Origin of the sequence: Empedobacter sp. GD03865 (genome assembly GCF_029840775.1) — a bacterium.
Classification (GTDB): Bacteria; Bacteroidota; Bacteroidia; order Flavobacteriales; family Weeksellaceae; genus Empedobacter; species Empedobacter falsenii_B.
In genome coordinates this window covers 116,770-130,191 of the sequence record NZ_JAOCDF010000003.1, presented here as the reverse complement: position 1 = coordinate 130,191, position 13,422 = coordinate 116,770, and the positions used below count along the sequence as shown (strand labels likewise).

Annotated in this window: 10 protein-coding genes; 3 read left to right on the top strand and 7 right to left on the bottom strand. The window is 30.8% G+C overall.

The features are described 5' to 3' along the window. Positions 1-36: 36 nt before the first annotated feature. The 7 genes from N5D46_RS02290 to folE form a co-directional block, all read right to left on the bottom strand. Entirely contained in the window at positions 37-2,565 is a 2,529-nt protein-coding gene (locus N5D46_RS02290) for a carboxypeptidase-like regulatory domain-containing protein (RefSeq protein ID WP_280049076.1), read from the bottom strand. A gap of 6 nt (positions 2,566-2,571) precedes the next feature. Continuing rightward, positions 2,572-3,429, bottom strand: a complete 858-nt coding sequence (locus tag N5D46_RS02285; protein WP_185144215.1) for a GLPGLI family protein — start codon at positions 3,427-3,429, stop codon at positions 2,572-2,574. Between the two features lie 51 nt (positions 3,430-3,480). Next, on the bottom strand, positions 3,481-3,690 hold the full coding sequence (locus tag N5D46_RS02280; RefSeq protein ID WP_219033824.1) for a hypothetical protein: 210 nt from the start codon (positions 3,688-3,690) through the stop codon (positions 3,481-3,483). Between the two features lie 79 nt (positions 3,691-3,769). Beyond that, positions 3,770-4,795: an alpha/beta hydrolase-fold protein gene (locus N5D46_RS02275; protein WP_280049075.1), complete on the bottom strand. Its 1,026-nt coding sequence runs from the start codon at positions 4,793-4,795 to the stop codon at positions 3,770-3,772. Between the two features lie 109 nt (positions 4,796-4,904). Continuing rightward, entirely contained in the window at positions 4,905-6,833 is a 1,929-nt protein-coding gene (locus N5D46_RS02270; protein ID WP_280049074.1) for a putative porin, read from the bottom strand. A gap of 95 nt (positions 6,834-6,928) precedes the next feature. After that, positions 6,929-8,401 carry a cysteine--tRNA ligase gene (cysS, locus tag N5D46_RS02265; protein ID WP_219033827.1) on the bottom strand — a complete coding sequence of 491 codons (1,473 nt, stop codon included), beginning with the start codon at positions 8,399-8,401 and terminating at the stop codon, positions 6,929-6,931. A gap of 17 nt (positions 8,402-8,418) precedes the next feature. After that, on the bottom strand, positions 8,419-9,096 hold the full coding sequence (gene folE, locus N5D46_RS02260; RefSeq protein WP_219033828.1) for a GTP cyclohydrolase I FolE: 678 nt from the start codon (positions 9,094-9,096) through the stop codon (positions 8,419-8,421). A 138-nt stretch (positions 9,097-9,234) separates the two neighbouring features. Between folE and hutH the strand changes: the two genes are divergently transcribed. From hutH to N5D46_RS02245, 3 genes are all read left to right on the top strand, one after another. Beyond that, positions 9,235-10,743: a histidine ammonia-lyase gene (gene hutH, locus N5D46_RS02255; protein ID WP_280049073.1), complete on the top strand. Its 1,509-nt coding sequence runs from the start codon at positions 9,235-9,237 to the stop codon at positions 10,741-10,743. A 230-nt stretch (positions 10,744-10,973) separates the two neighbouring features. Next, on the top strand, positions 10,974-11,354 hold the full coding sequence (locus N5D46_RS02250) for a DUF2809 domain-containing protein (protein WP_280049072.1): 381 nt from the start codon (positions 10,974-10,976) through the stop codon (positions 11,352-11,354). 85 nt (positions 11,355-11,439) lie between these two features. Continuing rightward, positions 11,440-13,419 (top strand): urocanate hydratase, encoded by a 1,980-nt coding sequence (locus tag N5D46_RS02245; protein ID WP_280049071.1) that lies wholly within the window; start codon positions 11,440-11,442, stop codon positions 13,417-13,419. Positions 13,420-13,422: the final 3 nt, after the last annotated feature.

Below are 13,422 nucleotides of genomic sequence, written 5' to 3'. Positions count from 1 at the left end.
TACCAAGTTGATGATAATTCTACTAAAAATAGTCTTTTATAAATTAAATCTTATACCTCCCATTAAATATCCAGATAAAGTTTTAAGATTTACGTAACCTTGATAATCTGTTGTAGAAATATTTTTTAACATAGAATTTTGATTAAGATTAATAAAATTAAATCCTTGAATAAATAGATCAAAATTTTTTAATTTATAATCAATTTCAGTGTAAAAGTTCCAGTTTGTATTTTTTATTACTTCTATATTTTTAATAATTTGATTATCATTTAAAACTCCTACTTTAATTTTAGCATTCTTGTAATTGTAAGTAACTCCAAAATCATTTTTTATAGTAAATATATTTTGTCTATCAATTTTCTTATTATCATTAACAAACACTTGTAATGTGTTTTTATAATAAACTTGTAAATTTGACTTAAATCTTGATGTAAAATTAGTTTTTAGATTAAAATTAGTTGAATAAAGATTATTTAATTCATTATTAATTTTCTGAACATTTTCTGTATAATTAAGAATTCCATTCGCTTTAAAAGCTATGGGAATTTTATTAAAAATATAATCATAATTAATAAAAAGTAACAAATTATCTGTTTGTTCTGCCTTAAAAAACGCTTTGTAAATTAAATTATTTTGATAACGTATATCTTCAGCTATATCATTTTTATTTTGATCATAACTTACATTTACAAAAAATGTTCTTCCTTTACTTAGATTTAGTTTTAAATAATTTATCGACACACTGTTTGTTCTTTTTATAAATAGTTCGTCTATTGATGATTGGTCTAATATTGTTAAATAATCTACTCTTCTTTCGTAGGTATTTAGAAAATCTAAAGTTGGAATTCCGGCATCTAAATAGGAATACTTTAAGGTTAATTTTCCTCCTTTATTTAATGTATATGCAAGAGATACTACTGGAGAAATACTAAAATTTTGTTCTAATGATTTTTGATTAGAATTATAGTAATTAACAATTAAACTTGAAGATATTAAAAGATTTTTATTGTATAAATAACTAAACACACCTCCTATTACTGCATTAAACAATCTATTTTCTTCTTTATTTTTTTGATTTATTAAGGTTGATAAATTATAATTTTGTAATGATGTATTGGTATAATAATTATATGTAAATTTATTTTTTGAAGATTTTACTGAGTACCCGATTTTATAAAGATTAAATTTTGATTGGTTCGTATTAATTTCTTCTTGTTCTGTTATTAGATAATTTTTTGTTTGAGAATTAAAATCTAATGTCAATTCTCCCAATAAATTATCATTTAAAACATTAAACCAATTTAATTTCTGAATAAAATTTTGTTCTTTACTATTTTCAGAATATAAATTTTGATTAATATCAGAATCTATTGTGTTTTGAGTATAACCAAATTTTGAATCTAATACTACGTAATTATTTTTGTTAATTTTCCAATCCAAATTGAATACATTTTGAACAAAATAGGGTTTTTCATCAATTTGCTGAATTTCATTTAATTTGAAAATCCCATAATTTTTGTATGTATCTTGTCTTTTAATCGAAGTATTAAAATCAAATAAAGTATAATTTTTAATTAATAATTTGTCGTTAATTTTCTGATTATAATTTAGTGATGAAAAGAAGTTTTTACGATCATAAAAATTCCGTTGTTCTCTAAGAAAACTGGGAATATCCTTTTCATCTATTTTAGACACACCATTACCATTTCTTTTAATGGTTTGGTTCAACTCAAAATAATCTTCCATCGTCATAGCGACTTCTCCTATTGTATTGTAATGATTGATAAAAGCGATATTGCCTTTTTTATTGAAATTGAATAAGTTTATTCTATTATTTGTATTAAAATCATTACCTAACGCAAAAGAAGCGTTCCCAGATATTGTATTTTGATAATTTTCTTTTAGTTTAATATTTAATACTTTTTTTCCTCCAGAACTAAAGCTTTTTAATATATCATTAGGTTGGTAATTAGAAATCAAATCAATACCTTCTATCATTTCATCGGTAATATTCTTTGTTGCTAATTGATGTTTGTTTCCAAAAAATTCTGCACCATCAATCAAAATATTATCCATTTTTTTACCTTGATAATATACTACGCCATTTTCATCAATTTGCAATCCAGGCAACTTTTCTATTAAGTCGCCTAAAGTTCTTTCATTACCAGTTCTTATTGCTGCTAAATTATATTGTATAGTATCTTCTTTTACTTTACCAAAGCTTTTGTTGTTAATAATTACTTCTTCTAATTTAACAAGTTCTTCTGATAAAAATATTTCGATAGATTTACCTTCATTTAGTTCGATATTTTCTTGATATTGAGAATAATTAAGCACATTAACTTTTAGTGTATATACTCCTTTTTCTAAATTGATAAAATTAAAAAAACCTTGACTATTTGTTTTTTTAAAACCTTTAAACGTATCGTCTAAAAATAACTGAACCACTGCATTATGTAGTGGTTCGGAGTTATTATCTTTTACATAACCATTTATAGACAAATTTTGAGCAAATAGTAACGAACTGATGAAAAAAAAGAACTTAAAATAAACTATTTTTTTCATCTATTTTTATTCACTTTTAATAACAATTCTATTTGTTTTTACACCTGACGAATTTTCTATTTTTGATGAAATAGAAGACTGCTTCAGTTCTTCCATTTTCTTTGAATACTCTTGCGTCGTTAAGACATTAGAAAATGATGGAAGCTGTATTTCTTTTTCTGCTTTATTAATAGATTTTAAAGTAATGTATTTCTTATCTGTTTCTACTTCTACTATTAATCCTGGTAAACCATTAAAAATTTCAGGCCCATCTGTTATTGCTATCTCAGAAAGATACCATGCCGTAACTTGTCCTAATTTAGGGTCATCCAAAGTCGCTTTTTGGGCAGTATATCCTCCAACTGATTTTGTTTCATTGGTAATTTTCCATAAATTTTGCAAATCACTCTTTTGCATTACTGTAAGTTTTTCGCCTTTTATTTCAGTTGTTTTATAGATAGTTGATGTTTCCAAATTTTTATAAAATACATCACTTACAAATGAAATGGTCGTGTTTTTTACAATTCTTTTGTTTCCGTTCGTATTTTCTACTTGGTTATTGTTTTTATCATCTTCAGTTGCTAAAGTCTTATAAATAGATTCATTTCCATTTGTTTCCAAAACACTGTATCTTGGCTTAGACAGTCTATCTTTTATCATTTGCTGTGCATGCACTGGTAATTGTGCAACCTTGGCCTCATCTATTTTTACTGTTTCTACATATTCTATTGTATAAGAATTTTTGATAATCCCAATATTTTGTTTATCATTTTTCATTTTAATTTCATTAGTAGAAATACTATTTGAATTTAATTCATTTTCTGTTAAAGCTTTCTTATCTGAACATCCGTTCATTAACGTTAAAATAACTAATACTGTATACATTTTCATTGTTTTTTATTAAAGGCCCTTAAAACTATTAGTAGATTAAACTAATTAATCACAGTATATACCTGATTCAAAGTAGTATTCATATTCCCAACTACCATCAGAATAAAGAGTAAATGACTCTTCCTCATACTCATAGTAATAACAATCATCAATTAATGATGTAATTTCAGAATTATCATTTTTTAATTCTACCTCATTTGCCATTGCAAAAGTTCCAAAAAGTGCAAAAGCACTTGCTAATAAGATTTTTCTCATGCTTAAATTTTAAAATGTTAATAAATTAGTATTGATCAATATTCTAAAACTATAAATAAATAACCAAAAAAACAAATTATTATAGATTTAAGAATTTTTCTAACTCTTCTTTTGCTTGTAAACTTTCAGGAAAATTTTTCACATTTTGTTCAAAAAACTGTTTTGCTAAATCATTTTTCTTTTGTTTTACCAGATAATTTGCAACATTATTGATATACGTTTCTGTTGGTTGAAAAGAATAATTCAATTTTCTAGAAATCGTTTCAAAAGAATCCTTCACCAAATTTGGTTGATTCGGAATCTCTTTAATATTCACACGATAACCATCAAACTGCCAACGCAAATAATCAATCGAGCCAATCATCGGAACCGAACCATGTTCTTCGTCAATATATTGTTTGTAATGATAATTCAATGATTTATTCTTTGATGATTTCAAACGTTCGTCCACCTTTTTTATACTTTGATAATGGTCTCGTAAATGATCTGCATTTTGACTTTCACCAACTTGTGTTATCATCAAGAATCGATTCTCGAAAGAATGATTTTCTAAATTTTGATATAGATTCAATAATTCTTTGTCATTAAACCAAACACTTGGATCGTGCGCAACATATCCATTGAAAGTTTTGGGATGGTTGTACAAGGTTTTCAACGCAAAATAGCCACCTAAAGAATGTCCAATTAACAAACGAAAATCATTCACACGATAATTTTTCTGCATAAAAGGAAACAATTCATTTTGAATAAAATTCAGAAAATTAACATCATTTACATGTGTAAAATCTTTTGTTCGATCACCATTTTTATTCGTAATTCCGACAATGATCGATTCAGACATTTCTGGATAAAATCCCGATTGAAACTTAGAAACTACGCCTGTTAAAAATGTAAAATTAGATTCGGCATCTAACACATAAATCACTGGATAATTTACTTTTTGAAGTTTATTATTGGTATACGACTCGGGAAGATTCACCCAAATTTCTCGTTCAGTATTTAAGATTTTAGAATTTATTTTTTGGATTTCACCAATTGTTAATTTCTCTTGCGAAAAACCGATTTGCGAGAAAATCAAACAAAATAAAAGTAGGATTTTTTTCATGTATAAAATTTTTCTAAAAATAGTTATTTAGAATTATTCTACACAAATGATTTTGGACAGAAAAAACGACCTCATCATGAAGTCGTTTTTCTGTATAATTTGTATTTTTTTAACTAAAAATATTCCATTTCAAGCCAAGTTGAAATTTGAAATCTCGGTACGGAACATTTGGTGCTGCAAAATAATCAGGTTGTTTTGTAAACGACGCATTGATATGCTCACCACGAATGTAAAAACGCATATTACGAACCTTGAAATTGATAAAAACATCCAAAATAGGATAACCACCAATCTCTTGTATACTTGCTGGATCTTGCAATGCAAATTCGTTCAGAATTGGGATGTAACGCAAACCATTGTATTTCGTAAAATATGTTGCATTAATACCAGCTTGTAATTGAGCATTCTTATTGAATAATTCTCCTTGCCAATACAATGTTTCACGAATCAAGAAATCTGGTAAAGGCATATATTCTTCGTTTTTCGTTACTTTTTGATATTGTGCTGTCGAAACTAAATTAATCTTTCCGAAACGTAAATGATTTTCACCTTTTATCTTGAAATAATTAATATTATCTGTCAATTGTTTATAAACCAACAATTCGTTTAAATATACTTTATTGTCAATATTATAAATTGAGGCTTCTAAGGTTGTGTTAACTTTATCTAACTTTAACTTTGCAAAAAGATTTTGAATATTTTCGGTTTCAAATTTATTAACGTAGTTAAAATTATTAAAGAAACTTTGATTGTAAACTGCATTCAACGAAGGAAGTTTTGACTGAATAACCGCTCCAGCACTCAATGTATAACCTTCTATCGGCGTCACATCTAAAACCGCATCTACATTGTAAACACTTTTGTAATTATCAGATTGCAGATATTCAACATTTCCGTAAAGTTTCAATTTTTCATTCCAATCAAAATCCACTTTTCCAACAACTCCAAAAAGATTTTCCTCTATTTGCTTTGGAACTGCAACAATCGTCATGGCTTGATCAGCAAAAACGCGCAAATTCTGGAATTTAACACCAGCCTCTATCTTCACACGATCTGTCCACTGAAAACCAGCAGTTGTCGTATTGGATAAATCTGTAAAACTCTTTTTACTTCTATAATCCATTCCTGTAATAATCGGTGTAGAATATAAAGTTCCGTTTGGTGACGTATCCTCGTAGCGATATTTTTGTTTTTCATACGAAAATTTATACTTCAATTCAATTGGATTATAAAAAGTCGAATCTTTTTCATTCATTTTTTTTAAGATTCCGTACGAAGCATTCAATTCAATTCGACGTGCATCAAATTCAGATTTTGCTGTCTGCGAATTCACGGGAATATTACGAACATTTGTCATTCTGCGATCATCTTGCAAAATAAAATCGTTGATATCTTCTATTCCACCGTTCTCATTATTTTTCAGATTTTGTGCTGCATAGTTCCACCACAATTTGAAACGTTCCGATTTTGTTTTATAATTTGATGAAAAAACAAAGGTATTATTCTGCGCTTTTTCATGACGATAACGACCTTCAGAAATTAATCCACGATAATGAAACGTATAATTGAATTGCTTGTTGAAATTATGCGAAAATGTTGAAGACAAAAAGTTACCTTCTTTAACACCATTCTCGTAAATAAACTCGGTATATGGCGTTTTGACATCATAATATTTGATATCATTTGCATAATAATAATTGTATTTTTTACCAGTTGGTAACATCGACGGATTGAATGGCGTATTTTGATACTCCAAATCCACCACTACACCACCAACATTCGGAAAAAATAATTTTCCGAACGCATCATTGCGAATAAAATTTTGATTATAATAGTTTTTGATACTTAATGTCGTATCCAAAACCTCTGGTTTTCTGCCATTTGTCCAAAACTTATAATCGTCTATTTTGGTTTTATAATATGTAACCGAATCATTTGTTGATGATCCTTTTAATGGTTTTAAAACTTTTATTGAATCCTCCTGAGCTTGCGCTACAACAGCTCCTAATAAAAATAAACCAATGATTGTTTTTTTCATCCTGTTGAATAAATCCTTACAAAAGTAATCTAAAATTGAGAGATACAAAAAAACCCACTTATTTCTAAGTGGGTTAAATATTTTATAAATCTTTCTTAAAAAGTGAAAGTTGTTCCGTCAGCGCCGTCTTTTAGTTGGATACCTAATGCACTTAATTCATCACGAATTTGATCTGATAATGCCCAATTTTTATCTACACGTGCCTGATTACGCATTTCGATTAGCATTTTTACAACACCATCTAATTTATCTGAACTTTCGTTTGCAGCTTCTGTATCCAAACCTAAAACATCATGAACAAAACCATTCATAATTGCTTTTAAACGTTCTAAATCTTCTGCTGTAATATTCTCGAAACTATCTTTGATTGAATTAATCATTTTCACTGCATCAAATAAATGTGCGATCAATATCGGCGTATTGAAATCATCATCCATTGCGGTATATAATTTCGTTTCTAATTCATCAATATTAACGGTAGAAGTTTTCTTTGGTGTAATTGTTTCTAATGTTTTCAATGCTTCAACCAAACGATTATATCCTTTTTCGGAAGCTAACATTGCATCATTCGAAATATCTAAAACACTGCGATAATGCGCTTGTAAGAAACAAAAACGTACAACAGCAGGATGAAATGGTTTTTCGAAGAAATCATTTTCACCATTCACTAATTGCATTGGCAAAATATAATTTCCTGTCGATTTACTCATACGCTGACCATTCATCGTCAACATATTTGCATGCATCCAATATTTTACTGGTTCGTGACCGTTAGAACCTTTTGCTTGCGCAATTTCACATTCGTGGTGAGGAAATTTAAGATCCATTCCACCTCCATGAATATCGAAATAATCTCCAAGATATTTTGTACTCATCACTGTACATTCTAAGTGCCAACCAGGAAAACCATCTCCCCAAGGTGAAGCCCAACGCATAATGTGAGCAGGCGAAGCGTTTTTCCAAAGTGCAAAATCAACTGGATTTTTCTTCTCTCCTTGCCCGTCTAAATCTCTTGTATTATTGATTAATTCTTCGATGTTACGATTACTCAATTCACCATAATCAAGTCCTTTTTTGTTGTAAGCTTCCACATCAAAATAAACTGATCCGTTTACTTCATAAGCAAATCCTAAATCAATTAATTTTTCTGCTAAAGCAATTTGTTCTAAAATATGACCTGTCGCTGTAGGCTCGATTGTTGGAGGTAGTAAATTAAATTTTTCTAAAACTTTATGAAAATCAACTGTATACTTCTGTACGATTTCCATTGGTTCTAATTTCTCTAATTTAGATTGTTTTACAAAACGATCATTTTCTACATTTCCATCATCCGTTAAATGTCCAGCATCAGTAATATTACGAACGTAACGAACTTTGTAACCCAAAAATTTTAGGTAACGATAAATCATATCAAACGACATAAACGTACGTACATTTCCAAGATGCACATTACTGTAAACGGTAGGTCCACAAACATACATTCCAACATTATCTTGATTAATTGGTTCGAACGTTTCTTTCTGTCCCGTTAAGGAATTATGTAATTTTAATTGATTTTCTTTTACCATTTTATAGGATTTATAATTTAAACATTGAAAGGAGTTTTCATTCCGATGTACGAAATAAACTCTTTTCTTAATTGCTCACTTTCTTTAAAAGCTCCACCAAATTCAGCTGTTACAGTACTTGATTCGATGTCTTTAATTCCGCGCGAATTTACACACAAATGTTTCGCATCAATAATACATGCAACATCATCAGTTCCCAAAGCTTCTTGCATTGCTTTCACAATTTGCATTGTCAAACGCTCTTGTACCTGCGGACGTTTTGCATAATATTCTACAATACGATTCATTTTAGACAAACCGATTACTTTCCCTTTCGAGATGTAACCAACATGTGCACGTCCAACGATTGGTAAAAAGTGATGCTCGCAAGTCGAATAAACCACGATATCCTTTTCAACCAACATTTGATTGTAGTTATATTTATTTTCGAAAGTTGACATTCCAGGCTTACGCTCTGGCAATAAACCACCAAAAATCTCTTTTACGAACATTTTCGCAACACGTTTTGGCGTTCCTTTCAAACTATCATCTGTTAAATCTAAGCCTAAAGTTTCCATGATGTTACGGAAATCCGCTTCTATCTTTTCCACTTTTTCTTCAGCAGACAACTCAAATGCATCAGCTCTCAAAGGCGTTTCTAAGTTTGCTGACATATGGTCGTCCCCCATTTCGTCATGAAGATGTTTATCACACATTACATAAAAATTTCTGCAAATTTATAAAAGATAGTGTTATAAAACCTTATCAAAACTCAATTATTCCAACTGAAATGATTTCTATTATTTATTGAACCGATGAAAAGATTATCTTTGAAGTATCACAAATTCGAAAAAATGATCAAGAAAACTTACGGCATCGATTTTCTTTCGTTCGAGGATTACAAAGGAATCAAAGAAGGAAACATCGAAATTGAACTTAATGAAGCGAGTAAACAACAAATCTTAAAATCGCAACAAAACGTTGCTAAAATAGTTGCTTCTGGTCAAACAGTTTATGGAATTAACACTGGTTTTGGACCACTTTGCGACACTAAAATCTCGGAAGAAGAAACGCGTCAACTTCAACATAATTTATTAATCAGTCATGCGGTTGGTGTTGGAAATCCAATCAAGAAAGAAATTTCTAAAACCATGTTAATTGCAAAAGCACATGCTTTATCAAAAGGATATTCTGGTGTGACTTTAGATGTTGTGGAACGAATTTTACTAATGGTCGAAAAAGATATTATTCCGGTCGTTCCTGAAAAAGGATCTGTTGGAGCATCTGGAGATTTAGCGCCATTATCACATTTATTTTTACCATTAATTGGTGAAGGAAAAGTTTGGGATGGCGATACAATTGTTTCGACAAAAGAAGCTTTGGCTAAACATAATTTACAACCTTTACATCTTTCTGCAAAAGAAGGTTTAGGATTAATCAATGGAACACAATTCATTTTATCTCATGCCTTAAACGGATTAGAAAAATTCGAATATTTATTGAATTTAGCTGACGTTGCGGGTGCTTTATCACTGGAAGCATACGAAGGTTCGCCTCGTCCATTCGAAGAAGAATTGCATCAAGTCCGTCCATTCAAAGGAACTTTATTGGTTGCAGAACGTATGCGAAATTTATTGAAAGGTTCTGAAATTGCTTTCTCTCATGCAGAATGTGGTCGTGTACAAGATCCATATTCATTGCGTTGTATGCCTCAAGTTCATGGTGCATCACGAAATGCATTTTTTCATTTAAAAGAATTAGCAGAAACTGAATTAAATTCTGTTACCGATAATCCAATCGTTGTTTCGGACGAAGAAGCCATTTCTGGCGGAAACTTCCACGGACAACCATTAGCTATGGTATTAGATTACGCTACAATTGCTGCATCTGAATTAGGAAATATTTCGGATCGTCGTCAATATTTATTAATCGAAGGAAAATATGGTTTACCAAAATTATTAACAGAAAGTTCTGGTTTAAATTCTGGTTTCATGATTCCTCAATATACTTCAGCCGCACTTTGTACAGAAAACAAAACCTTGTGTTTCCCTGCATCGGCAGATAGTATTCCGACTTCTTTGGGACAAGAAGATCATGTTTCGATGGGAAGTATTTCTGGACGAAAATTCAACCAAGTCTTAGACAACGTAGAACGTATTTTAGCAATCGAATTAATGTACGCTTGTCAAGGTTTAGAATTTAGAAGACCACGTAAAACAAGTGCATTCTTAGAAGAAGTTTTTGTAAAAGTTCGTTCGGTATGTCCTAAATTAGAAGACGATCGTTTGATTGGAGATGACATCAACAATATTATTGATTTGTTGCAAACAGATGATTTCAAAAAATTAATATTAAGTTTTTAAGTTATCCTTTTCATCCAGAATTTGTCGAAGGATAAACTATTAATAATATAGAAAACTACTATATATAGAAGACTCTTCGACAAGCTCAGAGTGACAATTACAACAACGACAATCAAGTAAATGTCATTCCAATTAAAAAAAATATAATGTGTTCCTGAAACAAGTTCAGGATGACTTAACGATTAGTCAAGTTGAATTCATTTCAACTTCGCATCAAATTAAAATGTAATATGCTAAAATTCGATAAAAAATCATTCACCATAGCAATTATTATCTTTTTGATTGAAGTAATTATTGCATTGTACATCAAAGACAAAATCATTCGTCCATTTGTTGGTGATATTTTAGTCGTGATTTTCATTTACTATTTTATCAAAGCATTTATCAACACAAAAGCGATTAACATTGCAATTTTTACATTGTTTTTTTCTTTTATTGTAGAGATTTTACAATATTTCAATTTTGTAGAAATGATTGGCTTAGGACATAACAAAGCGGCTCGAATAATCATCGGAACATCATTTTCGTGGATTGATTTACTATGTTATTTTGTCGGATTTATCCTATTATTTTTTATTGATAAAGATTTGAAGAAAAAAAATGTAATTTGAACGAGATTCCTCGACAAGTTCAGAATAACAACAAAAAATCATAAAACTTATAACGTTTAACGCAAAACATAAAAACACAAAAAAAATGACTTTTCAAGAACAAATAAAACAAGGTATTCCTTCTGTTTTACCTCAAAAAAAAGAAAGAGATCCTAATATAAGTCACGCCCCTAAGCGTAAAGAAATATTATCGGAAGACGAAAAAAAATTAGCGCTTAAAAATGCATTGCGTTATTTCGAGCCAAAAGATCATGCTGAATTAATTCCAGAATTTAAACAAGAATTGGAAAATTTTGGACGTATTTACATGTATCGTTTGATGCCTGATTATAAAATTTTCGCTCGACCAATTACAGATTACCCAGGAAATTCAGAACAAGCAAAAGCAATTCAGTTAATGATTCAAAATAACTTGGATCACGCAGTTGCACAACATCCTGAAGAATTGATTACTTATGGAGGAAATGGCGCGGTTTTCCAGAACTGGGCGCAATATCTTTTAACGATGAAATATTTGTCTGAAATGACAGAAGAGCAAACCTTGGTGATGTATTCTGGACATCCGATGGGATTATTTCCTTCACACAAAAATGCACCGCGAGTTGTCGTTACAAATGGAATGGTGATTCCTAATTATTCGAAACCGGATGATTGGGAAAAAATGAATGCGTTAGGTGTTTCTCAATACGGGCAAATGACCGCAGGAAGTTATATGTACATTGGTCCGCAAGGAATTGTTCATGGAACAACTATTACCGTTTTGAATGGTTGTCGCAAAATCGATAATGAAGGTACGGCTGGTAAATTATTTGTAACGGCAGGACTTGGTGGAATGTCTGGTGCTCAACCAAAAGCAGGAAATATTGCAGGAGTTGTGTCTGTAACTGCCGAAGTAAACCCTGCTGCGACATACAAACGTCATGAACAAGGTTGGGTGGACGAAGTGATTACTAATTTGGATGAATTGGTTGCTCGTGTTCGCGAAGCCAAAGAAAATAAAGAAGTTGTTTCGATTGCTTATGATGGAAATGTAGTGGATGTTTGGGAAAAATTTGACCAAGAAAATCTATACATCGACTTAGGTTCGGATCAAACATCTTTGCATAATCCTTGGGCTGGCGGTTATTATCCTGTTGGATTATCGTTTGATGAAGCCAATGAAATGATGGCAAGCAATCCTGAATTATTCAAAGAAAAAGTACAAGAATCGTTGCGTCGTCATGCGGATTCTGTTAACAAACATACCGCAAAAGGAACGTATTTCTTCGATTATGGAAATGCCTTTTTATTAGAAGCTTCTCGAGCTGGTGCAGATGTAATGGCAGAAAATAATATCGATTTTAAATATCCAAGTTATGTACAAGATATTATGGGACCAATGTGTTTCGATTTTGGATTCGGACCTTTCCGTTGGGTTTGTACATCTGGAAAAGCAGAAGATTTACAAAAAACAGATGAAATTGCTTGCCAAGTTTTAGAGGAAATCATGCAACATTCTCCGATAGAAATTCAGCAACAAATGCAAGATAATATCACGTGGATAAAAGGTGCACAAGAAAACAAATTGGTTGTAGGTTCGCAAGCCCGTATTTTATATGCAGATGCAGAAGGACGAATTAAAATTGCGAAAGCCTTTAACGGTGCGATTGCAAAAGGTGAAATCGGAGCAGTTGTTTTAGGTCGTGATCACCATGATGTTTCTGGAACAGATTCTCCTTTCCGTGAAACATCTAATATTTATGATGGCTCAAAATTCACAGCTGATATGGCGATTCACAATGTCATTGGCGACAGTTTCCGAGGTGCAACTTGGGTTTCTATTCACAACGGCGGCGGCGTTGGTTGGGGAGAAGTAATCAATGGTGGTTTCGGAATGTTATTGGACGGATCTTCAGATGCTGAACAACGTTTAAAATCAATGTTGCATTGGGATGTGAACAATGGAATTGCTCGACGTTCTTGGGCAAGAAACGAAGAAGCTATTTTTGCGATCAAACGCGCAATGGAAGAAGAACCATTATTAAAAGTTACTTTACCAAATATCGTTGATGAAGATTTATTATAAAAG

Excerpts from the sequence above, each read along its gene's own strand:
- N5D46_RS02290 (WP_280049076.1), bottom strand. The coding sequence starts at position 2,565 with ATGAAAAAAATAGTTTATTTTAAGTTCTTTTTTTTCATCAGTTCGTTA.
- N5D46_RS02285 (WP_185144215.1), bottom strand. The coding sequence starts at position 3,429 with ATGTATACAGTATTAGTTATTTTAACGTTAATGAACGGATGTTCAGAT.
- N5D46_RS02280 (WP_219033824.1), bottom strand. The coding sequence starts at position 3,690 with ATGAGAAAAATCTTATTAGCAAGTGCTTTTGCACTTTTTGGAACTTTT.
- N5D46_RS02275 (WP_280049075.1), bottom strand. The coding sequence starts at position 4,795 with ATGAAAAAAATCCTACTTTTATTTTGTTTGATTTTCTCGCAAATCGGT.
- N5D46_RS02270 (WP_280049074.1), bottom strand. The coding sequence starts at position 6,833 with ATGAAAAAAACAATCATTGGTTTATTTTTATTAGGAGCTGTTGTAGCG.
- cysS (WP_219033827.1), bottom strand. The coding sequence starts at position 8,401 with ATGGTAAAAGAAAATCAATTAAAATTACATAATTCCTTAACGGGACAG.
- folE (WP_219033828.1), bottom strand. The coding sequence starts at position 9,096 with ATGTGTGATAAACATCTTCATGACGAAATGGGGGACGACCATATGTCA.
- hutH (WP_280049073.1), top strand. The coding sequence starts at position 9,235 with ATGATCAAGAAAACTTACGGCATCGATTTTCTTTCGTTCGAGGATTAC.
- N5D46_RS02250 (WP_280049072.1), top strand. The coding sequence starts at position 10,974 with ATGCTAAAATTCGATAAAAAATCATTCACCATAGCAATTATTATCTTT.
- N5D46_RS02245 (WP_280049071.1), top strand. The coding sequence starts at position 11,440 with ATGACTTTTCAAGAACAAATAAAACAAGGTATTCCTTCTGTTTTACCT.